The sequence below is a fragment of the Sinorhizobium glycinis genome (assembly GCF_001651865.1).
Lineage (GTDB): Bacteria > Pseudomonadota > Alphaproteobacteria > Rhizobiales > Rhizobiaceae > Sinorhizobium > Sinorhizobium glycinis.
The window spans coordinates 824,182-846,077 of the sequence record NZ_LPUX01000053.1; the positions used below are offsets into that span (position 1 = coordinate 824,182).

Below are 21,896 nucleotides of genomic sequence, written 5' to 3' on the forward strand. Positions count from 1 at the left end.
TCTTCATGAGAGGCGGGCAGCGCGCTGCGAGAGGCTGCCCAGTCTATGACGGCAGATCTAGAGACCCAAGCTTGCGCGAAGGTGGTATCGGGGAAAACCTCAGAAGCCGGACTGGATTCTGGAAAAGATTATATCGGTGAAGATGGAGATCTGCGCGCCGACGAACGGCGCAGAGATCGCCGCGGTAACCATCACCGCCAGTATCTTCGGCACAAAGGTCAGCGTCATTTCCTGGACCTGGGTCAGCGCCTGAATGAAGGCGATGACGACGCCGACCACCATGGCGGCCAGCACGGCTGGACCCGAGGCGACGATCACGGTCCAGATCGCGGCCTGCACGATGTCGAGAGCGTCCGCCTCATTCATTCCGGTTCGGTCCTATCCCGTCGCGCTCGAAAGCAGCGGCCAAATTTTCAGGGGTGATTCGTCAGAGATTCTCAACAATCACCGGCGCTCGTCAAGCAAGGGCCCTGCACGCGGCCCCAGTCTGGCCTGGAGCGGGGTGACGAAAGGGATGTGCGATTTCCGCCCCTGCCCGCTCCCAACCGGACAGAATCACGTTTCTGAATCGGACGAGGTCGTCGACACCGTGATCCCGGTCTCGATCGTGATCTCCTTGCCGCTGGTCGTGATCGCGGTCACGCCATCCGAGGTAACCTCGACCTCGGCGACGACGCCGCTCGTCTTGCCGTCGCTGCTCGTGATCGTCTTGCCTATATAGGTCGACGCCTGCGTCAGGCTTTCGCTCGCCAGCAGGCTCTCCAGATTGCTGTTCGTCTTGATCGATTGTTCGACCTGCGAGAAGGTCGCCAGCTGCGAAATCTGCTCGGTTGCATCCATCGGATCGGTCGGATCCTGATTTTGCATCTGCGCGATCAGCAGTTTCAGGAAGCTTTGATAATTCAGTGTCGCGTCAGCCGCGTCCGTACTGCTGGTCGACGTCGTCGATGTCGTGCTCGTCGATGCGCTCGACGACACAGCGCTTACCGCCATGGCGCGATCTCCTTGCGAATCTGGTCAATGGTGGCCGGCGTGATTTCCTGATTGTTCAGGATACGCTCCTCGATGGGGTACAGGCCGCGGATCGCCTTCAGCGCCTCGAAGGCGCGGCCCTGTGTGACCAGTCCGTCGATGCGCTTCAGCTCCGCCAGCACCTCTTCATTCTTGAAGCAGGCAAGCAGCATGACGATCGACTTGCGGAACATGGCGGTCGATTGCTCGGCGCCTTCCGGATTGATCAGGATCATCTGGGCGATGAAATAGAGCTGCCGCAACGGCGTCGTGGCGTCTTCCGGCTGCAGGACGTGGTTTTCCAGGAGGAAGGTGACGTCGTTGAGGAATTCGACGGCAACCTTGCGGTCAACGCGGAGCACCGCGCCGTTTACAAAGATCCGTTCGCCCGATTTCAGCGAGATACGCAGTGTGCTCTTCATTTCAGTCCATCCCTGATGATGGTGGTAATGTCAATTATGCCCTGGAAGTTGGAGGAGTCGCGTTTGCGGATCTTCTCCGTCTCGTTCAGTATCCAGATCCCGATCGAGATCAGATTGGCACGCAACTCCTCATTGAGCTGGTTATCCGGGGCGCGCAGGTCCTCGATGAAGCGTATCCAGACACGTCGGGTGTAGTAGATGGCCTCGATCGCTTCTCTTGAGTATCCCTTCTGCTGCCTTGCCGCTTCCAGGAGCGCGATCGAGCGATTAAGGACTTGCCACTCGCGATCCTTGGAAATGGCTACGCCTTCCTCCATGATCTCGGCGTATGCAAACTGATACATTCAGACATCCTTCATGCTTGTCCTTGTCCTCTTGTCATCAGAGGAAATCTATCAAACTCAACTGCTGGATCCGTCCGGTGAGGGTGTAGGATGTCTCCATCTGCGTCAGCAGCGTGTTCATCCGGGTCGACGCATCATAGGTGTCGACGCCCTCGAGATCGGTGATATGCGTGTTGATGAGCTTGATCTGAACCTCGAGCGAGGTGTTCGCCTTCTCCACCCGCGCCTCGGAAATGCCGAGCGTGCTGCGTTCGGCCGTCAGTCCGGTGATCGCCTGCTCGACATAGCCGAGGGCCGCCTCGCCGACATAGGCACGCACGTCCGATCCGATGTCCTCGTCCATCAGTTCCGAGGAGATGACGCTGGCCAGAGCGAACATCCGGAAACCACTGGTCGTCGCGTTGGTCGAGCTCTGCACGACTTCGGACGTGCTGATGCGGCTCGTCATGTTCTGGCTCGAGGCCGCGGACCAATCGGCGGCCCACTGCGCGTCGTCCGTGTAGAGCGGCTCCAGCGTGTTTGTGATGAAGTCTTCCATCTGCGCCGCGGTGAAGTCGCTCATGGAAGCGATGCCGTTCGCCGACATGTAGGTCGCCAGCGCATTGTCGAAGGTGGTCTTCGCGGCCGAACCAGTCGCCGCATAGTCCTCGAAAGGCTTCACATCGGTGTTGATGCCGGCGAAGAGGAACTCGCCGTTGAAGGACGTGTTCGCTGACGCGGTGAAAAGCGACATTGCGCTTTCGATCTCGGTCTTCTGGACCGACAACTGGTCGACGGAATCATTGCCCTTGAAGGTTACGAGCGTATTGCGGACCTGCTCCGCCGCCTCCGCCATCGTTCCGAGGGCTTCCTGGGAGGACGCAAGCCTCTGCGTGACGACGGAGTTCGTGTCGACCAGGGTTTCCAATCGCGCCAGTTCGCGCTGCAGATTGACCGAACGCGCGGTGGAGGAACCAAGCTCGAGGCCGACATCCGCGTGCCGGCCGGTCGAGACCTCCGTCTGAAGCTTCAGCAGTTCCTCCTGGCCCTGCTGAATGGTCAGGCGCATGGCATTCTGCACCGCCAGGTTAGAAACGAAGGATGTCTTCATGATTACCTCACGGCTTCCAGAAGGGACGCCATCATGGCGTCCACGGTACTGATCAACTTTGCAGACGCCTTGTAGGACTGTTCGAGATCGAGCAGCAGCGACAGCTCTTCATCGATGCTGACTCCGGTGACATTGCCCAGGGCCTCCTCCGTCCGCGCCAACAGAGCCGTCTTGTTGTCGTCGGCCGTCGAGGCGGCGCTGCGGATCTGCTCGAACCAGCCGATCGACGAGGCGGCGAATTCCATGACCGAACTGGTGCTGTCGAGCCCCGCCGCAGCATCGAAATCCATGTCGCCGTCCATGGCGGTGATGAAACCGTCGAGGAGATCGGTGTAGCCGGAATTCGGATCGGTGGCGCCGCCCGGGTTGGAGACAAGGCCGTTGAAGCCGCCGTCGCGGAGCAGGAACGGATCGGCTTGCGCGGCGGCATTGACAGTCAGGCTCGCCGCGATGCCAGGCTCGATCGTCCCGACCGCGGGAACCGTTCCACCCGCCCAGGTGAAGAGGCCGGGGGCGCCGTTCTCCTGAAAGAGGTCGACCAGGCCGCGGGCCATCTCGTCGAGCTGCGACTGGAATGTCGGAGCGATGTCGTCACGGAGCTGGAGGAGGCTCGCAAGCTTGCCCTGCGCGGTGGTGTCCGCGCCGGTGCCGGCCGAAAGCGACACGCCATCGACGAAGATGGCGTTGCCGGTCGTGGTTGCATCAAAGGCCGGGGTTGCCGTGAACGTCACCTGCCGGGCCTGCGTCTCGAAGAGGACAGTGCCGTCCGAGGTGTAGATGACGGTATCGTTGTCGGCCCTCGTGACGGTGGAGATGCCGACGAGCTCGGATATCTGCTTCAAAAGCTTGTCGCGTTCGTCGAGCGCCGCCGTGGCGTCCGCGCCCGACGCCGTCGCTTGCTTGACGGCATTGTTCGCCGTCTCGAAGCTGGCGAGCAGCGCGTTCAGATTGTCGACCTCTTCGGCAATTTCCTTGTCGGTGTCGCGGCGCAGCTCCTGCACCGCGGTCGCCGTAGTGCTGATCGAGTTGGCAAGGTCCGACGCATCCGCGACCACGGTTGCCGCGATCGTCGAGTTGCCCGGGGTCGAGGCGAAGGTCTGCAGGCTGTCACGGAAAGCGGAGAGGTAGGTCGACGGCGCCGTCTCGTAGTCGTTGCCGCCGAGCGCCGATTTCAAGAGCTCCAGTCCGGAAAGCAGGCTGCCCTGCGCGGAGGACTGCGAGATGCTTGCGAGGTTCTGCTTGAGCAGGGCCTCGTTCTGCGCCCGGTAGATCGAGACGACCTGGGCACCATCGGGCGTGGTTCCCAGCATGGCCATGCGGCGCGAGTAATCCGCGTTGCTCGCATTGGCGACGTTCTTCGACACCGTCGCCGTTTGCGAGGCGGTGGTGCTGAATACTGATTGCGCAATTGCGATGGCCGAGGACAACGACATGCTGGGACCGTCTTCTTGGTATTACCGCTTCAGGTTCACGAGGACTTCGAGCAACTCCGAACCGGTCTGGAAGACCTTGGAGTTGGCCGTGTAGTTGCGCTGCGACTCGATCATCGAGGTCAGCTCGTCGGCGATATCGACGTTCGAGCTTTCAAGCGCCCCAGAAAGGATTTCGCCGAAGCTGCCGGAACCGGCGAAGCCGGTGACGATGACGCCGGAATCGACACCCTGCGAATAGACGTTGCCGGATTCGGGAACCAGCTTGTCGGGGCTTTGAACATTGGCAAGAGCAATGCGGTAGCGCGGCTCGAGCTCGCCATTCGCATATTTGATGTAGACGACGCCGTCCGTGTCGATCTGATAGCCGGAGACCTTGCTCGGTGCGTTGCCATCGATCTCACCACCATCTGGGGTGAAGGACGTACCGAGCTGGGTGGTTTCGGTGAAATCAAGAGTTATGTCGTTGAGCTCGGCGCCGGTCCCGGCGATTACGCCGAGGAGGGAGCCGCTGATCGTCATGGTTGACGGAGACGTGGTCAGAGCGCCGCTTGTGTCGAAATCCAGTGCCTGCGTGCCGAGCGACGTACCGGTGGTCCGATCGAGAACCTCGAGAGACCACGCGTTGTCGCCGGTCTTCGTGTAATTGAAATCCAGGATACGGCTGTTGCCCTGTGTGTCGAAGGCGATGAGCGAGGTCGTCGAAACGTCACCATTCGCTGCGCCGGACGGCAGGTTGGCGCCCATCGAGGCCTCCGTAGAGCCGGCTGCGGTGAGACCTTGCGAGGCGAGGTTGACCTCGGTCAGGCCATCGAAGCCGTTGACGACAACCGTCGGATCGACGCCAGCCTCGTATTCATAGCCCATCAGGGTGAAGCCCGCCGCATTGACGAGATTGCCCGAGTCATCCTGAACGAATGCACCGGCGCGCGTCAGGTATTCCTGGCCGTTGGCACCTTGAACGATGAAGAAACCGTCGCCGTCGATCGCAAGGTCGCTTGCCGATGTCGTATAGGTTGTCGAGCCCTGGTCGGAAATGGAGTAGCGCACCGAAGTCTCTACGCCGCCGGAATTGTAGGAACCGTTGCTGGAAGGCAGGATCATCGACGAGAATTCGGTCGAGGCCCGCTTGTAGCCGACGGTGCTGGAGTTCGCGACGTTTTCAGCGACCGTGCTGAGGCGGTTTGCCTGGGCGTTCATGCCAGAGACGCCCGTTCTCATGGTACCGTAGAGACTCATGGAGGATCCTCGTTTCCTGCTTCAGTGGGAGACTAGAAGTCGGGCCTTGCGTGAACCTGTCTTGGTGCCCCGCCCTTCCGTCGCTCCGGCTCAGTTCCAGTCGATGCAGTAGCCAAGGAAGCGCTTGGAATCGATCGGATCGAAGCCAAGCTTCTTGCGCAGTTTCTTGCGCAGCTTGCTGATGTGGCTTTCGACGACGTTCTCTTCGACGTCTTCGTCGAAGATGCCGTAGATCGCATTGAAGATCTGCGACTTGGAGACCCGCCGGCCGCGGTTGGCGACCAGGTATTCGAGGATGCGCCGCTCGCGGCGCGGCAGCGCGAAGACCTCACCGTTGATCTCCGGATCGCGGCCGTCGGCGAAAACGCGGATCGGCCCGATGTCCGTGTAGTTGGCGATTGCCTTCAGGCGCCGGCGGATCGCCGCGACGCGCGCGAGGATTTCCCGCGGATGCACGGGCTTGCGAACGACGTCGTCGACGCCGCAGTCGAACAGCGCGAGCGTGTTTTCCAGCGAAGGCGTGTCGCTCATGGCGATCACCGGTGCCTGCGAGCGGTCGCGGATGGCGCGCGGCAGGCTGAAAGCGCTTTCACTCTGGCCAATCAGGAACGCCTCGACCGCATCGATGTCCGAATCGGCGGCAGTGTTCACCCATTCGCCGAATTCCTTGGCATCAAACCCGGTCGAAGGAATGCCCTCGCGCCCGAACAGGGACGCGTAGCCGTCCTTCACAAGCTCTCTTTCATCAACCACCACGATCATTCGTCCGCCTCCGAATCAGTATGGGTGTCTCACTGGTTGAGAGGTACGAATCCGGGGATTCACGAACAACTAGAGAAAGTTAATGGGAGATTTTAATAGTTGATTAAGGAATGTGTGCCGATTTGATCTATATCTAGTATGCGCCCGTTAAGGATGACACTAAACTGGTGTGGAAAAGTTAACGCATGGCAACAAATAGCGCTTGCGATCACAATCTCTCCGCATTGTCGCCACAATGCGGAACGGACGCGAATATCACAACTTCGGATTGTTTACCGGCAGAACTCGGCCGCGTTCGGCGTCCACTTGCCGTAGCCCGTCGCGACGAGATTCGCGATGACGCGGCAGACGTATTTCTTCTGCGCCGGATCGTTGTTCGGCCCGGCATGATAGCGGGCGACCGCCATCGTCCAGCTCTCGTGCCTGGCGCGCAGATTGGAGAGGAAGCGGGCCGCATAGTCGACATTCCGTCGCGGATCAAGCATTTCCTCGGGAGAGCTGAAATGCTCGCCGTGGAAATGATGATTGATCTGCATGCAACCGAGATCGATGAGCTTCGCGCCTTGCGCCCGTGCAGCGCCGAACCGGCTGAGGACATCCTGAACGCTCGTGCCGAAATAAGCGTTGCCCTCTATGTTCATCGCATAGGGCTGCAGCGATCCCTTGCGGCCGGTCTCCGTCAGGCCGACCGAGTACAGGATACCGGTGGGGATGCCGTACTTGGCAGCGGCGGAAGCGATCTCGCGTTCGCAGACACCGGCGCTCGCAACCGCGCTACATGTAGACGTGACCAGTGCGAGAGCGCTCAACGCCGCCAGACGCATCGTCCGTTCCATCACCGCCCCTCCATGTCTCGGCCATCGCAGCCTCGCCACCATTCTGCCGCTGACGCCCCTGGCCGCCGTCTTCACCGGACCGTTCGCGGCCCGACTGGCCAAGCTGGGCCTGCGTCTGCGGCTGCGAACCGCCGCTGTTCGAAGCATCGCCGCCGGCATTGAACACGACGTTGACCTGGTCGACCGCGAAGCCCTGGGCGCGCAGAGCCTTCACCATCTCGCTCTGGTCATCGCGCAATTGACGGAACGCCTCGCCCGTTTCCACCTTCAGGTCGACCTGCAGTTCGTCGTCCTTCAGGCGCAGTGTCGCCGTGACCGTGCCGAGTTCGATCGGATGCATCTGGATCTTCAACGTGTTCAGCGTCTTGCCGGCCTGGCTGGATGCTTCCGTCTGCGCCGACGCCGCGCTCGACTGGAGCGCCTGCGCCCATCCGCCGTCACCGGCGATCGCACCCGCCACCGAGGCGGAGTTGGTGTTCATCGCGACCCCGAGATAGCGGCGCGCCTCGAGGACGGTTACGGTTTCGGCCTTGGCGTTCGCAGAAGACCTGCTGTTCTCGACGGCAGTTGCTTCGCCGTCCGCCGACACGGTCATCGAAACCGCTTGTCCCTTGCCGTCGGCGCGCGCGAAGCGGAAGAGGCGGTCGGACGCGGCATCGCCTTGCTGTTCGGTTCGTGAGCCGTCCCCCGCGGCAGCGTCCGCCGTGACATTGGCTGTCTCGGCTGCCGGGCGGGCGCGGTCAGTGGCCGAAGGTGTTGGCGTGTCCGCGGTCCTAATGTCCGTGGCCTGAATGTCCATGATCGTCGGCGCGTTGCCGCCGAGCAACGACAGGAGGTCGCTGACGGTACCGTTCGCCGGCGCGGCGGAGCCCGTATCGCCCTCCGCGATCCCCTGGGACTCGAACGTCTCTGCTGCGCCGGTCTCCGCCGGCGCATGGCCCTTCGGCCTGATCGTGGCCACATTGCCGTCCGTGTCGCTGACCTCCTCGCTCTCAACCGACGCCCTGCCCACCGGATGCTGGAGGTTTCCATTCCCGCGGAAAGCGTCGAGCTTTGTCCGGTCTTTCGGGAGCGCGCCTTCCGCATCCGCCTGGCCGCGGCCTTGCGCCGAAGGCATCGAACCGCGAGCGGTTCCCGTGACGGTGCTCGCCATCAAGACGCCTGCCTGACGATTGCCGATCGTCAACTCGACGGCCGGGGCTTGCGCGTCGCCCGCGAGAGATGCGACGGCATCCTCTCCGTTGCCCTGAGCGGCACCCTGGGCCGGTACCTTCTGGCGGCCGGCATCTGCGACTGCACTCTCGAAGGCGCCGGGCTCTCCCGTAACTTGCTCATCTCCTGCACGGCCGGATCCGGATCGGGCACCGATGGCCGTGGCGGGAGCGCGGAACGTCTGTTCAAGTGGCCTCATAGTCCTTCCTTCGCAAGGAGCGCATCGATCTCCTTGATCTTCGAGCGCCCGCTGGTCATGAACCCCTCAAGCGCCGGATCGGATGCTGCGTCGGTCTCCGCTGGCGGCTCGTCATCCGGCGGGGGCGGCGTTTCGACCGCCTTGGCAAAGGGACTCATGCCGCTTCCGGTTTCTTCTGTTTCGCCGCCATCTGCCGCGGGGCCAGTATTGCTTTCCGGTATAGGTGTTGACGCTTGCGCGGGGCTTTCATCCTGCGGTAGTCGCACAACCTCCTCCGCAATCGCCCTGGCGGCCTCCCTGAGGGCACGGTCGCGCGGCGAGAGCTTCTCGTCCGGAATCGCTGCCAGCGTCTGCGCCGCGGCGAAGACGTCCTGCGAGGGCACGGCCGCAAGCCCGTCGTAGAAGCTCGCCAGCAGCTGCGGTTGCCCGCCGCCGTCGCCGGCGAGCGTTTCAGCCCGGCTGGAAGCCAAGCGCGCCAGAGGCTGGTTCCCGGCGATCGCTGCCCGCCTTGCGACGCGCAGATAGACCTCGCGCTGGCGCGCCTGATCCATGAAGCCGAGAATCTCGGCGACTCTCTTTTCCACCGCCTCGCCGAAGTGAGCGACCGCCAGTTCGACGAACACGTCGGCGAACTGGCTCGCATAGGGCGACGTCAAGTAGCGCCGCGCATAGTTCAGCGCATAGCGCAAGCCCCTGTCCGGATCGCCTGCCCTCGCCGCAAGCGGTACGGATCGGCGAAGCGCCGCCTCCTCTATGATGGTGCCGGGCGCCGTCAGACGCGCCCAGTCGTAATATTTCATCGCGGCAACGGGATCCTGCTGCGAGATGGCGTTGCCGAGGATCAGAAACAGATAGGGACCGACACGGGAGTTCTTGTATTCGGGCGCCGCATTGGAGAGATTTTCGACGATCAACGGTCCCTTGCCGCGCAGATATTGCCTGAGCGCATCCGTAACCCGGGCGTCGAAGTTGCCCTCGATATCCCGGTCCGTAAGGTACTCCAGCGTTTCCGGATTGCCGCCGCTCATCACATAGACGAGCGCCGCATCGACGTTGCGGGGATCGCGAAAGATCGCCTCATCGGCCGCCCTCAGACGCTTGTCGATCTCGCCCAGCATGAAGCGCTGCATCTCGATCGCCGAATGATCGCCGAGCACGACGGAATCCTGGACGTATTGCAGCGACCGGATCATCTTGAACGGAGCGAGCTCTTCCGTCTCGCTTGCGCGTGCGAGGCCGATTGCGAGCGGTGCCGCGAGAACCGAAGTCGCGAGGATAGCGCGAAGCCGCTCCAGCATCTTTCTCAACCCTGCCCCGAATGCAACAGGATCTCGATCCGCCGGTTGGCGGCGGCATAGGGTTCGTTCGGCACCTGCAGGCGCCGGTCCGCAAAACCGCTGATCTGATTGACGCGTTCTTCCTTGAGGCCGCCGCGGACCAGCATGTAATAGGCGCTCTGGGCGCGCGCAGCAGACAGCCGCCAGTTGTCATAGGTTCCGTCCTTGAACGGGCGGCCATCCGTGTGGCCGCGGATCGCCACGGCCCCCTGTCGATCGGCGAGCAGCTTGCCGATCTTCTCCATGGCGAGGACGAGCTCCTTTTCCGGAACGGCAGAACCCACCGCAAACATCGGCGCGTCCGTCTGCTCGCTGATCGTGACGAGCAGCCCGCCCTCGGAAGGCGTCACCAGCAGCCCCTCGAGAAGCCGCCCCGCCTCGCCGCCGATCGCCTTCTCGATGTCGGCCTTCAGGGCTTCGGCTTCCTTCTGTCGCTCCTGTGCTTCCGCTTCCTTCTTGAGCGGTACCTCGCCCGTGCCGGGCTCGTCCGCGGTCTTCGCCGGCGCCTCGCCATTGGCGGGGCTTTGTGCGGCACCCGCCTGCGCGGCATTTTTCTCAGCCGCCGCGACTTGGCTCTCGGCAGCATTGCCGGCATCCTTGACTTCGACCTGCTTGGTCCAGAAATCGGGATCGAACGGATCGCGATAGGCCTCGCCGCCGTCGGCGCCGGTCGCCGGTCCCGACTGAGCGGCGCCGCCCTCGCCCTTGACGCTGATATTGGCCTCACGGCCGACCTCGCGGGCGATTTCGGAGAGAACCGAATAGGGGTTCTCGAAGAAATCGGCGTCGGAATATTTGGTCTCTTCGCCCGAGGTTGCCGTCAACTGGTCGCCGGTCTTGGCCGATCCACCGGACTTCGCCTGGTCGCCATCCGCCTTCGACCGCTGCTGCGTCTCTTCACCCTCGGCATCCTTGGCGGGATTCTTCAGGCCCTTCTCCGCGGGCTTCTGATCGGTGAGTTGCACCGGATTGAAATAGGAGGCGATCGCCGCCTTCGTTTCCTCGTTGGCGGCATTGATCAGCCACATGACGAGGAAGAAGGCCATCATCGCCGTCATGAAGTCGGCATAGGCGATCTTCCACCCGCCGCCGTGATGGCCGTCGTGCCCGTCTCCGGAACGCTTGACGATGATGATTTCGTTCTTGCCGTTGTGATGGCTTTCGTCGCTCATGCCAGAACCTTCCGGACGGTATCGGCCCAGGCCGCCATTCTGGTCACCAGAACCGCTTCGCCCATCTCGACCGTGAGATCGATGTCGTCGGCAACCACGTGCCGGAATACCAACGTGTCGTCATCCAGATGCTGTTTCAGCGATTCGAAGAGCACTGGCGATCCCTTGACCGTGATGGTGAGCCCCTCTCCCGCGCCGACGCCCTGCCTGATCATCGTCGCTAGATCCTCGACGGCGCGCTTGATGAGCGCCTCGCCCAGGACCGGCGCAAGCACGCGCGCCGCCTGGTTGCCGAGCGCCAGCGCCAGCCGCTCGGTGATCTCGGCGAAGCCGGCGGCGAGTTTCGAGGCGGTTTCTTCCGCCAGGCGATGCTTCACGGCGTCGAGCTCTTCGGCGTGCCGCGCCTTGAGTTCGGCGAGCTCCCGCTGATGCTCGAAGGCGAGCTCGGCAGCGGCTTCCGCGCGGCCCTGCGCAAAGGCTTCGCGCCGCTCCGCATCGACGTCGATCTCGGGCATGGGCGACCTCTGTGCGGACCGGTCTTCGGCGGGAAAGTCCCCTTCGAGGTCCGGAAAAAATTTCGGCGGCATTCGCGTGAGTTCGATCTTCGGCGCGCTGAAATCCTTGAGATAGCGGGAGAGCGACGCACTCATCGACGGTCTCCCCGGCGGCTCGCCGCCGATACCGGAGCGCTCCGCCTGTCCGGCAGCGGCTGCCGCATGGTCCAGAAATCCACAGCGCCTGACACGTAATGTCTCCTTCGATCCTGCTCACCCGAGACAGCGACAGGACCAGCATTCTCGATGCGCAACGGTTCGCGGAGGGCGGACCCCGAGGCGGGACCGGTGCAAGCGGCGGCCAAGATCAATTTGACCGGCAGCCGGCCGAGCAGACTGCGAAGGGAAACTAGCCGGCCAAACTTGTGCGAAAATGAAGGTTGTTGGACCGCGCCAGGGCAACAGCGCGGTCCAACCAGTCCCGCCAGATGCCGATGACCGGCGGCACGGCGGAAGGGAAGATTTCGTTTATTCCTGGAACAATCTCAGGATGTTTTCGGAGTTGGTGTTCGCGATCGAGAGCGACTGGATGCCGAGCTGCTGCTGGGTCTGCAGCGCCTTCAAGCGCGTCGATTCCTCGTTCATGTCGGCGTCGACGAGACGGCCGACGCCCTTGTCGATCACATCCATGAGGTTGGCGACGAAGTTTTCCTGCATTTCGATGCGGCTGGTGATAGCGCCGAGCGTCGCGGCAGAATTGGTCAACTGGCTGATGAGATCGTCCACGACACTGATCATGTCGTCCAACTCGCTGTCGGTCGTCGTGTCGGAGAGCGCAATTTCCGTGCCGGCCGGAGGGCTGCCGGCGTCTATCAGGTAGTATTCCCGGGCCGATCCGGTCGGAGCCGAGACAAGCGCATCCGCATCCACAGCCATCGTCAGCAAGCCGCGGCTCGCGTCCTGGACGTCCACGAGAATGGAGCCCGACGTGTCATAATCAAGCGTCGTAACGGAGACGCTGCCCTCGGCGCTGCGATTGAAGGAGGCAACGATCGATTTCGTGCCTACCGCTGCGCTCGCGTCGTTGTAAAGCCAGTTCTCACCCGAGAAGGAAGCCGATTGGGCTGCCGACACCAGTTGGTCTTTCAGCTGCGAGAGCTCCTTGTCGATCTTGCTCTTGTCGACGCCGGGCTCGCGTGCCGCCACCAGCTTCGCCTTGACCTCGCTCATCAGGTCGATGACCGTGTCCAACGCGGCATAGGCGGTATCGACCTTGGCCGCACCCAAGCCCAGCGCATCCTGGACGGTCGAAAGCGCCGCGTTATCCGACCGCATCGTCGTCGCGATCGACCAATAGGCGGCGTTGTCCGCCGCGGTCTCGACGCGATAGCCGGAGGACACGCGGCTCTGGGTCTCATCCAGATTTCTGTTGATCGAACGCAAGGTCTGCAATGCCGCCATCGCGGCGGCGTTGGTCATGATACTGGTCATCGGCTATCGCCCTATCGATGGGAGGTCGAAGACATTCCGGGTGGGAAACCGGCGAGGATGGTACGGCGTCATGCGCGCTGCCACCTTTTTGCCCTGGGTGGACAGATCATCCTGCTTAACAAAGCGTTAACGTCAAATGGTTAACAAATGGTTAACGCGGTTAACGGACGATTAACATGTATGAAGAAAGGCTTAAATCATCTTGCCGGGACCGGAACTTCCAGAACGCCGAAAGGCCGCGCAGCGATTGCGCGGCCTCAAGAATTGGCAGCTGGGACAGCAGCCTTAACGGCTGCCAACCGGTCCTACTGGCGGAAGAGCTGGAGGATGTTTTCCGAGTTGGTGTTGGCGATCGACAGCGACTGGACGGCAAGCTGCTGCTGCGTCTGCAGGGCCTTCAGGCGGGTCGATTCCTCGTTCATGTCGGCGTCGACGAGGCGGCCGATGCCGGAGTCGATCGAGTCGGTCAAAGCCGCGACGAAATCCTCCTGAAGGCCGATGCGCATGGAGATCGAGCCCAGTTCGGCGGCCGCGCTCGTCATCGCCTGGAGGCCCTCTTCAACGAGGGTCAGCGCCTCGGCCATTTCCGCGGTATCGAAGTTGACGATGTCGAGGGCATAGATGGAAACGCCGATCGTCGCGCCGCCGGTGGTGCCGAGAATGCCGCTGGTGTCCACGATTGCGCCCGCGCCATCGCCGCCGAAGAGCAAGTTGCCGGTCGCCGTGTCGTCGAGCGTATAGGTGGTCGTCTTCACCGAAACTGTGCCGTCGGACGCACGCACAAAGCCCGAGACCACGGTCTTGTCGCCCGCGTCGCCGGCGACCCAGTTTTCGCCGCTGAAGGAGGCTGATTCGGCGATCGACATCAACTGCTCCTGCAGCTGGTCGATTTCTTCCTGGATCTTCGACTTGTCGACGCCCTCTTCGGTGGCCGCAACGATCTTCGACTTGATTTCCTTGACGACTTCGATGGCGCTTTCCATCGCGGCATAAGAGGTGTCGACCTTGGCCGCGCCGAGACCGAGCGCGTCCTGAACGGCGGAAAGCGCCATGTTGTCGGAACGCATGGTGGTGGCGATCGACCAGTAAGCGGCGTTGTCGGCCGCCTCGCCCACACGCAACCCCGATGAAACGCGGCCCTGCGTCGTCTCCAGATTGTCGTCGATCGAGCGGAGGGTCTGAAGTGCGGCCATCGCCGCCGTGTTCGTCAGGATGCTGGTCATTGGTCTGTTCGCCCCTCGAATAGCATTAGAATGAAAGGAACATTCCGGATCGCTACCGGGAACGAATGATCGGCTTCATGCCTGTTAACCCGCTGGTCACCTTGGTTAACTCATCGTTTCGATGCGGCCAGCTAACGGGAACATGGTTAACAAAGTCTAAAAGGGGCTAACAAAATTAACAAAACCTAACAATTTCCTTACGCTGAAGCCTAAACGCGTGAAAGCCGCGCCTTTCGCAAGGCGCGGCTTTCTGAAGTGGCTCGGTTTGTCAGGGATCGATTGACCCCTAGCCCGGCTTTGTCGATTAACGGAAGAGCTGGAGGACGTTTTCCGAGTTGCTGTTGGCGATCGACAGCGACTGAACAGCAAGCTGCTGCTGCGTCTGCAGAGCCTTGAGGCGGGTCGATTCCTCGTTCATGTCGGCATCGACGAGACGGCCAACGCCGGAGTCGATCGAGTCGGACAGCTTCGCGACGAAATCTTCCTGCAGGCCAATGCGCATGGAGATCGAACCGAGCTCAGCAGCAGCGCTGGTCATGGCCGAGAGCGCATCGTCGACGTCCGACAGCACGTCGTTCATGTCTGTCGTCAAGAGCGCGCTGATGTCCAGCGAGTAGACAGCATACGCGCCAGCGGATGCACCAGCGGTGCCCAGGATCCCGGTCGCCGTGTCGAGAGCACCGGTGCCGTCGTCACTGAACAGCAAGTTGCCGCCCGTCACGCCATCAACCAGCGCATAGCTGGTCGTCTTGACCGAGACGGTGCTGTCGGACGCGCGGACGAAGCCGGAGACGACGGTCACGGTATTGCCGGCTACGCCGCCGATCCAGTTCTCGCCGCTGAAAGAAGCGGATTCGGCGATCGACAGCAGCTGTTCCTGAAGCTGATCGATTTCTTCCTGGACCTTGGCCTTGTCGACGCCTTCTTCGGTTGCGGTAACGACCTTGGCCTTGATTTCCTTCACGACTTCGATGGCCGATTCCATACCGGCATAGGCGGTGTCGACCTTGGCGGCGCCGAGGCCGAGGGCGTCCTGGACGGCGGAGAGCGCCATGTTGTCCGAACGCATGGTGGTCGCGATCGACCAGTAGGCGGCGTTGTCCGACGCCTCGCCGACGCGCAGGCCGGAGGAGACGCGGCCCTGGGTCGTCTCCATGTTGCTGCCGATGCTCCGCAGCGTTTCGAGTGCGGACATGGCTGCAATGTTGGTAAGAATGCTTGTCATTTCTGAGTGCCCCTTAGTGGCTGATTAAGAAGGGACATTCCGGAGTTCGCCGGAAAGCGACGGTCAGCGTCATGCCTGCTAACCAATTAATTTCATTGGTTAACCCGCCGTTTCGATGGTGCTAGGAAACAGCAAGATGGTTAAGGAATGCTGAAGCGGAACAAAAAATGCGAAAAAGCCGCGACCGAATTCGGTCGCGGCTCTTTTCCAGCGTTGCGGCACGGTCAGCCTCCGTGCCGGCGCGCCGATTAGCGGAAGAGCGACAGGATGTTCTGCGAGTCGGAGTTGGCGATCGACAGAGCCTGGATGGCCAGCTGCTGCTGCGTCTGCAGGGCCTTGAGGCGGGTCGATTCCTCGTTCATGTCGGCATCGACTAGGCGGCCGATACCGTTTTCGATCGAGTCGCTGAGTTCGGAAACGAAGTCGGCCTGCAGATCGATACGGGTCGACATCGAACCGAGCGAAGAGGCGGCGCTGGTCATTGCCGTCAGCGCGTCTTCGACGTCGGAGAGTGCTTCTCCAAGTGCCGTGGCGTCCATCGCGGAAATGTCGAGGCCGTAGACATTGTTGCCGTTGGTGCCATCCGTGCCGAGGATACCGGTTGCGGTATCAAGTCCACCTGCGCCGTCATCAGCGAAGAGGAGCGTACCATCGGCCGCATCGGTGAGCGCGTAGCTGGACGTCTTGATCGAAACGGTGCCGTCCGAAGCCCGGACAAAGCCGGTGACGACGGTCTTGGTCGCGGCCTCGCCGGCAATCCAGTTTTCCCCGTTGAAGGAAGCGGATTCGGCAATGCTCAGGAGCTGGTCCTGGAGCTGGTCGATTTCTTCCTGGACCTTAGCGCCGTCTACGCCTTCTTCCGTGGCGGCAACGATCTTCGCCTTGATTTCCTTGACGACGTCGATGGCCGCTTCCATACCGGCATAAGCGGTGTCGACCTTGGCGGCGCCCATGCCGAGCGCGTCGGTGACCGACGAAAGAGCTGCGTTGTCGGAACGCATGGTGGTCGCGATCGACCAGTAAGCGGCGTTGTCGGAGGCAGAGCCGACGCGCATGCCGGTGGAAATGCGGTTCTGCGTGTCTTCCATGCTGGAGGAGATGGAGCGCAGCGTCTGGAGAGCGGCCGTTGCCGAGCTGTTGGTGAGAATGCTTGCCATATTCGTTTGTCCCTTACGAAATACTGATTGGGGGGACATACCGGGCTGAAAATTCGTTACCGGTCACGACGATCCGGCATCATGCCACTCGGTTCCACTCAGCTCGTGAAGGACACCAAACCCGTCGTGTGAAGACGAAATTCGCAGCCATTTCTTGCCAACATCTTAACCGGCGGGGCGGCCCGGAGGCGATGCGGGAACGTGGTGAATCCCGCATGAAATCCTATGCTTAACGGATTGTTGTGGGGTCGCCGAATGTCTTAACGAGGGACACCGGCTGCGCTTCAGGTGAAGGAGCGCACCAGGCTGCCGACGAGCAGGTTCCAGCCGTCGATCAGCACGAAGAACAGGATCTTGAACGGCAGGGAGATCGAGGTTGGCGGCAGCATCATCATGCCCATCGCCATGGTGATCGTCGACACGATGAGGTCGATCACCAGGAAAGGCAGCATGATCAGGAAGCCGATCTCGAAGCCGCGACGGATCTCCGAGATCATGAAGGCGGGGACGACCGCGCGCAGATCCACCTTGTCGTCGACAACGACGGTCTGGCCCTTTTCGCGGGCTATGTCGATGAAGAGCTGCAGGTCCTTGTCGCGCGTGTTGGCAAGCATGAACTCGCGGAAGGGCTCGGAGACGCGCGGCAGCGCCTCGGTCTCGGAGATCTCGTTCTTCAGCAGCGGATCGATGCCCTCGCGCCAGGCGCGGTCGAAGGTGGGCGCCATCACATAGAACGTCATGAACAGCGCCAGCGACACCATGATCATGTTCGACGGCGTGGTCGCAAGGCCCATGCCTGAGCGCAGGATCGCAAAGGCGATGACGAAGCGCGGGAAGCTCGTCACCATGATCAGAATGCCTGGGGCCACCGAAAGGACGGTCAGGAGCCCGAAGGTGCGGATGATCCAGGAGGCGACCGAGCCATCGACCGGCGCGTTCAGAATATCGGCGGGAAAGCTCTGGGCCCCGGCAATTCCCGACATCGCCATCATGGCGACAATAAATGCAGCAATCCGGAGCATCCAGGGTCAGAACCTGTACAGAATGGATGAATCTAGTGGTCCTGACCCTGCCGAATCATTGAATGACGAAGGTTCGGAACATCACATTGGTTACGCGCCCGCCGGAGCGCAGGTCAACCCGTTCCTGGATGTCATCCCGGAGATATTGGAAGCCGCGCGGGCCCTGGATTTGCTGCAGCGACACGGTTTTGAGATAGGCCGCGATGTCCTGGTGGACTTCTTCGGCCAAGGCGACGTCGGGGGCGCCCTCGAACTGCAGCGCGACCTCGAGGCGGACCCAGTTTTCCGCCGGATAGGCAAGGTTCGTGGTGATCGGTTCGAGCTGGACGATGCCGTTGGCCTCCGTGGCGACCTTCGGAAGGCCCTCCTCGCCGGTGGCATTCGGGGGCACCTCCGCCGCCGCCTCGGTCTTCTGCGGCGGCGGCGGCGCCAGAAGGGCGCCGACAAGCCAGCCGCCGCCGCCGGCGACGAGCGTCACCAGGGCGACCGCGGCAATGGTCATGACCAGCGACGGCGACTTTTGCTGCTTGCTGTCGATTTCTTCCATCGTCACGCCCCTTAGATCGGCGAAATGAGATCGACGATCTGCTGGCCATAGGGGGGCTGCTGAACTTCGGTCAGCCGGCCGCGGCCGCCGTAGGAGATGCGGGCCTCGGCGATCCGGTCGTAGGAGATGATGTTGTCGGCGTCGACATCCCGCGGCCGGACGATGCCGGCGACGTTGAGGATGCGCAGTTCGTGGTTGACGCGCACTTCCTGCGAGCCGCTGATCAGGAGATTGCCGTTCTCCAGCACGCCGGTGACGACGGCGGCGACGAGCAGCCGGAGCTTCTCGGAGCGCTCGGTCTTGCCGTCCCCTTCGGTCTTGGTGTTCGAGCCGTATTCGAGATTGCCGGACCATTCGAAGTCGCTGGTCTGCGATTCGCCGCCGGCGCCGAGATTGAAGCCGCTGGAGTTGGTGCGGCTACGGTCGGTCTCGTTGTTGAAGGACGCCTTGTCGTCGATCTGGATGTCGACGGTCAGGATATCGCCGACATTGATGGCGCGGGCGTCCTTGAAGAGGGCGGCCTGCTGGTCGTTCCACAGCGAGTATCCGGCGGTCATCTGATGCGGCTGCTTCGGATACATGGCAAGCTGCGGCGTCTGGGTGTATTGCAGGCCGCTGCCGATCGGGCTCATCGCCGGCGCCTGGCCGATCTCATTGAAGGCCTGGTTCTGACATCCCGCAAGGAGGCTCGCGGCCAGGATGGCCGTAAGTTGCATTCTCATGATGGCTCCTTCGAGGTGTTCGGGTCGCTGGCGCTGGAGATGATGTTGGTGAGCACCGCCGCCTTCTCGTCGCTCATCTCGCTGAGGATCAGCGAGGACTGGCGCGCCGGCAGCTTCATGACGATCGCCGCGGCGATCTCCGGGCGCACCATCTCGAGCTTGCCGGCGGCGGCATCTGGCTTCATCGTCTTGTAGATATCGACGAGTCCGAGTTCCGCCTGCTTCAGGAAATCGTTGCGGCGCTTCAGCCAGTCCTCGTATTCGGCCCGGCGTTTTTCGAGAGTCGCAATGCGTTCGTCGACACTCGCCTGCAAGGTTTCCAGGTCCTTGCGCTGCAACAGGTAGCGCTGGTCGCGCGCCGCGTCGGCGATATTGGTGCAGAATTGCTGGATCTCGTTGGTCGCAGCGCTTTCAGCCGGCGGCGCGGTGACGTCCTGTGCGAATGCGCCAGGCATCGCCAGCATCGTTCCGCCCGCGGCCGCGGCCACCAGCGTGCGGCGAGACTTGCCGAGAAGATGGTAGAAAATTCCGGTCATTGCAGCACAAGCTCCGCCTGAAGGGCTCCCGCCGTCTTGATGCTCTGCAGGATCGCGATGATTCCGTCCGGCTTGACGCCGATGCTGTTCAGGCCCGCGACGAGCGAGCGAAGGCTCGACCCGTTGAGAATCGCGACCGTGCCGCCATCCGACTGCGCCTCGATGGTGGTATTGGGCTCGACCGCCGTCTCCCCGCGCGAGAAGGGCGCCGGCTGCACGACCGTCGGGGTCTCGGTCACCTGCACCGTCAGGGTGCCGTAGCTGACCGCGACTTCGGCAACGCGCACGTCCTGGCCGATGACGATCGTGCCGGTCCGTTCGTTGACGACAACGCGTGCCGGAACGTCCGTCTCGACGACGAGGTTCTCGATGTCGGCCATCAGCCGGGCGAGATCGGCCATTTTCGGCTTCTGGACGAGAACGGACTGCGAGTCCAAGGCTTCGGCGATGCGGCCGCCGAACTGCGCAGCGGCGAACTTGTTGATCGCCGCCGCCATGCCGACGGCGGTGGAGAAGTCCGGATTGCGCAATTGCAGCACGAGGTTGAAGCCGTCCTTGAACTTCGACGGTAGCTCGCGCTCGATGACCGCACCGTTCGGGACGCGGCCGGCCGTGGTCACGCCTTGCGACAAGCTGGCGGCGTCACCCTGGGCGCTGAAGCCGGTGACGACGATCGAGCCCTGGGCTACCGCATAGATCTGCCCGTCGGCACCCGAAAGCGACGTCATGACGAGCGTGCCGCCGCGCAGCGACGCCGCATCGCCGAGCGAGCCGACCGTGACGTCCACGCGGCTGCCGGGGCTTGCGAAAGGCGGCAGCGTGGCGGTGACCAGGACCGCCGCCACGTTTCGCGTCCGGGACTCGCCGCCCTGGGTCGAGATGCCGAGGTTCTGCAGCATGGCGCGGATCGACTGCTCGGTGAACGGGGAGGAACGCAGGCTGTCGCCGGTTCCCTGCAGCCCGACCACCAGTCCGTAGCCGATGAGCTGGTTGTCCCGCCCGGCCTGAAGCGAGGCGACGTCCTTGATCCGCGACGCGGCATGGACAGGTGCCAAGGTCGCCGCCAACAGGAAGGCGAAGGTCAGCAACCACTTGCAAACGCGCATCGTCATTTCGCCACCACATGGATCGTGCCGTCGCCCATCACCGTCCCGGACACGATGACGCCGCTATCGATGTTGCGGGCGCGGATCAATTCACCGACCGACGCGTCCTGCAGCGGCGAGCCGGAGGCGGTGATCGTCAGCCCGCCATTGTTGAAGATCAGCCGAACCGTCGAGCCGCGCTCCACCGCGTATCGGTCGCGCAGCGCCGAGGCGAGGATCACCCGTCCCGGCAGAAGCGTCCGCTTCGTCACCTTGCCCTCGACTTCTTCGAGGGAACCGACATAACCGGCGGCGAGATCCGGATTGGTCACCTCGACCACTTCCAACATGCTCGCCTCGAGCGTTTCGCCAGGATAGATCGTCTGTTTCGGAATGACAGCGGTCGGCTGCTGAGCGGAAGCGAGCGCCGGCGACAGCAGGGCGGCGGCGATCGCGACGAAGGCGAGCGGCCGCGTCAAGCGCGTGGAATCGCTTTCGATTGCTGCCCTTTCGGCCGATCGGCGAAACATCATGTTTGCCCCCTCTTCCCGTTACCTGAGGTTCTTGCTCACCGTGGCGGCCATCTCGTCGGCGGCCTGGATGACTTTCGAGTTCATCTCGTAGGCGCGCTGGGCCGAGATGAGATCGGTGATTTCCTTGACCGGATCGACGTTGGAAGATTCCAGATAGCCCTGCTTGATCTGCGCGAAGCCAGGATCGGCCGGTGTGCCGACGATCGGCTCGCCGGATGCCGCCGTCTGCTTGAAGAGGTTTTCGCCCTGCGGCTCCAAACCGGCCTCGTTGACGAAATTGGCGATCGTCAGCTGGCCGATTTCCTGGGTCTCCGTGGCGTCGCCGATCCGCACCAGAACCTGGCCGGACGCGGAAACGGTGATCTCGGTCGCATCCTGCGGTACGGTGATGCCGGGAACCACCGTGTAGCCGTCGATGGTGACGAGCTGGCCGGTGGCATTGGTGTTGAAGGCACCCGAGCGGGTGTAGACCGTCTCGCCGTTGGGCGTTTCGACCTGGAACCAGCCGCGGCCGACAAGCGCAAGGTCGAGATCGTTGCTGGTATTGACGAGGCTGCCCTGGACGTGGAGGTTGCGGACGGCGGCCGTCTGGACACCGAGACCGACGATGGCGCCTTCCGGCACGATCGCCTGATTGGAGCGGTTCGGCACGCCCTGGGCGCGCTCCGTCTGATAAAGCAGATCCGAAAACTCCGCCCGCGCCCGCTTGTAGCCGGTCGTGTTGATGTTGGCGATGTTGTTGGCGATGACTTCGAGGTTCAACTGCTGGGCGTTCATGCCCGTGGCGGCGATGGAAAGGGCCTTCAT

24 protein-coding genes are annotated in these 21,896 nt (G+C 62.4%); all 24 read right to left on the reverse strand.

The features are described 5' to 3' along the window. Positions 1-99: 99 nt before the first annotated feature. A complete protein-coding gene (fliQ, locus tag AU381_RS08785; protein ID WP_012706883.1) occupies positions 100-366 on the reverse strand; it encodes a flagellar biosynthesis protein FliQ in 267 nt (88 codons plus the stop codon). A gap of 189 nt (positions 367-555) precedes the next feature. After that, on the reverse strand, positions 556-993 hold the full coding sequence (flgD, locus tag AU381_RS08790; protein ID WP_064241346.1) for a flagellar hook assembly protein FlgD: 438 nt from the start codon (positions 991-993) through the stop codon (positions 556-558). Beyond that, complete coding sequence (gene flbT / locus AU381_RS08795) at positions 984-1,433, reverse strand: flagellar biosynthesis repressor FlbT (protein ID WP_012706881.1); 450 nt, start codon at positions 1,431-1,433, stop codon at positions 984-986. The genes flgD and flbT overlap by 10 nt, the downstream gene beginning before the upstream one ends. Continuing rightward, positions 1,430-1,777, reverse strand: a complete 348-nt coding sequence (gene flaF / locus AU381_RS08800; protein ID WP_064241347.1) for a flagellar biosynthesis regulator FlaF — start codon at positions 1,775-1,777, stop codon at positions 1,430-1,432. Before flaF ends, flbT begins: the two co-directional genes overlap by 4 nt. Positions 1,778-1,814: 37 nt before the next feature. Further along, the gene (locus AU381_RS08805) at positions 1,815-2,867 is read right to left on the reverse strand and encodes a flagellar hook-associated family protein (RefSeq protein ID WP_064241348.1); all 1,053 of its coding nucleotides are present in this window, start codon (positions 2,865-2,867) and stop codon (positions 1,815-1,817) included. Positions 2,868-2,869: 2 nt separating this feature from the next. After that, entirely contained in the window at positions 2,870-4,300 is a 1,431-nt protein-coding gene (flgK, locus tag AU381_RS08810; protein ID WP_064241349.1) for a flagellar hook-associated protein FlgK, read from the reverse strand. 21 nt (positions 4,301-4,321) lie between these two features. Then, positions 4,322-5,536, reverse strand: a complete 1,215-nt coding sequence (locus AU381_RS08815; RefSeq protein ID WP_064241350.1) for a flagellar hook protein FlgE — start codon at positions 5,534-5,536, stop codon at positions 4,322-4,324. A gap of 90 nt (positions 5,537-5,626) precedes the next feature. After that, positions 5,627-6,298: a transcriptional activator Rem gene (gene rem / locus AU381_RS08820; protein WP_064241351.1), complete on the reverse strand. Its 672-nt coding sequence runs from the start codon at positions 6,296-6,298 to the stop codon at positions 5,627-5,629. Positions 6,299-6,570: 272 nt separating this feature from the next. Beyond that, positions 6,571-7,122 (reverse strand): transglycosylase SLT domain-containing protein, encoded by a 552-nt coding sequence (locus tag AU381_RS08825; RefSeq protein WP_064241352.1) that lies wholly within the window; start codon positions 7,120-7,122, stop codon positions 6,571-6,573. Then, positions 7,073-8,545: a flagellar hook-length control protein FliK gene (locus AU381_RS08830; RefSeq protein ID WP_064241353.1), complete on the reverse strand. Its 1,473-nt coding sequence runs from the start codon at positions 8,543-8,545 to the stop codon at positions 7,073-7,075. Before AU381_RS08830 ends, AU381_RS08825 begins: the two co-directional genes overlap by 50 nt. Further along, the gene (gene motC / locus AU381_RS08835; protein WP_064241354.1) at positions 8,542-9,843 is read right to left on the reverse strand and encodes a chemotaxis protein MotC; all 1,302 of its coding nucleotides are present in this window, start codon (positions 9,841-9,843) and stop codon (positions 8,542-8,544) included. Before motC ends, AU381_RS08830 begins: the two co-directional genes overlap by 4 nt. A gap of 5 nt (positions 9,844-9,848) precedes the next feature. Further along, on the reverse strand, positions 9,849-11,054 hold the full coding sequence (locus tag AU381_RS08840; protein ID WP_064241355.1) for a MotB family protein: 1,206 nt from the start codon (positions 11,052-11,054) through the stop codon (positions 9,849-9,851). Then, the gene (locus tag AU381_RS08845; protein WP_064241356.1) at positions 11,051-11,704 is read right to left on the reverse strand and encodes a hypothetical protein; all 654 of its coding nucleotides are present in this window, start codon (positions 11,702-11,704) and stop codon (positions 11,051-11,053) included. The genes AU381_RS08840 and AU381_RS08845 overlap by 4 nt, the downstream gene beginning before the upstream one ends. A 372-nt stretch (positions 11,705-12,076) precedes the next feature. Then, positions 12,077-13,039, reverse strand: coding sequence for a flagellin N-terminal helical domain-containing protein (locus tag AU381_RS08850; RefSeq protein ID WP_064241357.1), 963 nt, complete (start codon positions 13,037-13,039; stop codon positions 12,077-12,079). A gap of 305 nt (positions 13,040-13,344) precedes the next feature. Beyond that, entirely contained in the window at positions 13,345-14,262 is a 918-nt protein-coding gene (locus AU381_RS08855; protein WP_064241358.1) for a flagellin N-terminal helical domain-containing protein, read from the reverse strand. A gap of 304 nt (positions 14,263-14,566) precedes the next feature. After that, positions 14,567-15,487 carry a flagellin N-terminal helical domain-containing protein gene (locus AU381_RS08860; RefSeq protein WP_064241359.1) on the reverse strand — a complete coding sequence of 307 codons (921 nt, stop codon included), beginning with the start codon at positions 15,485-15,487 and terminating at the stop codon, positions 14,567-14,569. A 248-nt stretch (positions 15,488-15,735) separates the two neighbouring features. After that, a complete protein-coding gene (locus AU381_RS08865; RefSeq protein ID WP_014761109.1) occupies positions 15,736-16,644 on the reverse strand; it encodes a flagellin N-terminal helical domain-containing protein in 909 nt (302 codons plus the stop codon). A gap of 284 nt (positions 16,645-16,928) precedes the next feature. Continuing rightward, the gene (gene fliP / locus AU381_RS08870; protein ID WP_064241360.1) at positions 16,929-17,666 is read right to left on the reverse strand and encodes a flagellar type III secretion system pore protein FliP; all 738 of its coding nucleotides are present in this window, start codon (positions 17,664-17,666) and stop codon (positions 16,929-16,931) included. Between the two features lie 55 nt (positions 17,667-17,721). Continuing rightward, positions 17,722-18,213: a flagellar basal body-associated FliL family protein gene (locus AU381_RS08875; protein ID WP_064241361.1), complete on the reverse strand. Its 492-nt coding sequence runs from the start codon at positions 18,211-18,213 to the stop codon at positions 17,722-17,724. Between the two features lie 11 nt (positions 18,214-18,224). Beyond that, the gene (flgH, locus tag AU381_RS08880) at positions 18,225-18,935 is read right to left on the reverse strand and encodes a flagellar basal body L-ring protein FlgH (protein ID WP_064241362.1); all 711 of its coding nucleotides are present in this window, start codon (positions 18,933-18,935) and stop codon (positions 18,225-18,227) included. After that, positions 18,932-19,471 carry a MotE family protein gene (locus AU381_RS08885; RefSeq protein WP_064241363.1) on the reverse strand — a complete coding sequence of 180 codons (540 nt, stop codon included), beginning with the start codon at positions 19,469-19,471 and terminating at the stop codon, positions 18,932-18,934. Before AU381_RS08885 ends, flgH begins: the two co-directional genes overlap by 4 nt. Further along, positions 19,468-20,583: a flagellar basal body P-ring protein FlgI gene (locus tag AU381_RS08890; protein ID WP_064241364.1), complete on the reverse strand. Its 1,116-nt coding sequence runs from the start codon at positions 20,581-20,583 to the stop codon at positions 19,468-19,470. The genes AU381_RS08885 and AU381_RS08890 overlap by 4 nt, the downstream gene beginning before the upstream one ends. Next, complete coding sequence (flgA, locus tag AU381_RS08895) at positions 20,580-21,089, reverse strand: flagellar basal body P-ring formation chaperone FlgA (RefSeq protein WP_064241365.1); 510 nt, start codon at positions 21,087-21,089, stop codon at positions 20,580-20,582. Before flgA ends, AU381_RS08890 begins: the two co-directional genes overlap by 4 nt. Positions 21,090-21,107: 18 nt before the next feature. Further along, on the reverse strand, positions 21,108-21,896 hold the full coding sequence (gene flgG / locus AU381_RS08900; protein ID WP_012706860.1) for a flagellar basal-body rod protein FlgG: 789 nt from the start codon (positions 21,894-21,896) through the stop codon (positions 21,108-21,110).

Bases quoted from the DNA above. Each gene is read 5' to 3' on its own strand.
- AU381_RS08805 (WP_064241348.1), bottom strand. From the start codon at position 2,867: ATGAAGACATCCTTCGTTTCTAACCTGGCGGTGCAGAATGCCATGCGC.
- AU381_RS08855 (WP_064241358.1), bottom strand. From the start codon at position 14,262: ATGACCAGCATCCTGACGAACACGGCGGCGATGGCCGCACTTCAGACC.
- fliQ (WP_012706883.1), bottom strand. From the start codon at position 366: ATGAATGAGGCGGACGCTCTCGACATCGTGCAGGCCGCGATCTGGACC.
- flgG (WP_012706860.1), bottom strand. From the start codon at position 21,896: ATGAAGGCCCTTTCCATCGCCGCCACGGGCATGAACGCCCAGCAGTTG.
- AU381_RS08840 (WP_064241355.1), bottom strand. From the start codon at position 11,054: ATGAGCGACGAAAGCCATCACAACGGCAAGAACGAAATCATCATCGTC.
- AU381_RS08875 (WP_064241361.1), bottom strand. From the start codon at position 18,213: ATGGAAGAAATCGACAGCAAGCAGCAAAAGTCGCCGTCGCTGGTCATG.
- AU381_RS08865 (WP_014761109.1), bottom strand. From the start codon at position 16,644: ATGGCAAGCATTCTCACCAACAGCTCGGCAACGGCCGCTCTCCAGACG.
- AU381_RS08890 (WP_064241364.1), bottom strand. From the start codon at position 20,583: ATGACGATGCGCGTTTGCAAGTGGTTGCTGACCTTCGCCTTCCTGTTG.
- flgA (WP_064241365.1), bottom strand. From the start codon at position 21,089: ATGATGTTTCGCCGATCGGCCGAAAGGGCAGCAATCGAAAGCGATTCC.
- motC (WP_064241354.1), bottom strand. From the start codon at position 9,843: ATGCTGGAGCGGCTTCGCGCTATCCTCGCGACTTCGGTTCTCGCGGCA.
- flgH (WP_064241362.1), bottom strand. From the start codon at position 18,935: ATGAGAATGCAACTTACGGCCATCCTGGCCGCGAGCCTCCTTGCGGGA.
- flbT (WP_012706881.1), bottom strand. From the start codon at position 1,433: ATGAAGAGCACACTGCGTATCTCGCTGAAATCGGGCGAACGGATCTTT.
- AU381_RS08845 (WP_064241356.1), bottom strand. From the start codon at position 11,704: ATGAGTGCGTCGCTCTCCCGCTATCTCAAGGATTTCAGCGCGCCGAAG.
- flgK (WP_064241349.1), bottom strand. From the start codon at position 4,300: ATGTCGTTGTCCTCGGCCATCGCAATTGCGCAATCAGTATTCAGCACC.
- AU381_RS08815 (WP_064241350.1), bottom strand. From the start codon at position 5,536: ATGAGTCTCTACGGTACCATGAGAACGGGCGTCTCTGGCATGAACGCC.
- flgD (WP_064241346.1), bottom strand. From the start codon at position 993: ATGGCGGTAAGCGCTGTGTCGTCGAGCGCATCGACGAGCACGACATCG.
- AU381_RS08885 (WP_064241363.1), bottom strand. From the start codon at position 19,471: ATGACCGGAATTTTCTACCATCTTCTCGGCAAGTCTCGCCGCACGCTG.
- AU381_RS08860 (WP_064241359.1), bottom strand. From the start codon at position 15,487: ATGACAAGCATTCTTACCAACATTGCAGCCATGTCCGCACTCGAAACG.
- fliP (WP_064241360.1), bottom strand. From the start codon at position 17,666: ATGCTCCGGATTGCTGCATTTATTGTCGCCATGATGGCGATGTCGGGA.
- AU381_RS08830 (WP_064241353.1), bottom strand. From the start codon at position 8,545: ATGAGGCCACTTGAACAGACGTTCCGCGCTCCCGCCACGGCCATCGGT.
- flaF (WP_064241347.1), bottom strand. From the start codon at position 1,777: ATGTATCAGTTTGCATACGCCGAGATCATGGAGGAAGGCGTAGCCATT.
- AU381_RS08850 (WP_064241357.1), bottom strand. From the start codon at position 13,039: ATGACCAGTATCATGACCAACGCCGCCGCGATGGCGGCATTGCAGACC.
- rem (WP_064241351.1), bottom strand. From the start codon at position 6,298: ATGATCGTGGTGGTTGATGAAAGAGAGCTTGTGAAGGACGGCTACGCG.
- AU381_RS08825 (WP_064241352.1), bottom strand. From the start codon at position 7,122: ATGCGTCTGGCGGCGTTGAGCGCTCTCGCACTGGTCACGTCTACATGT.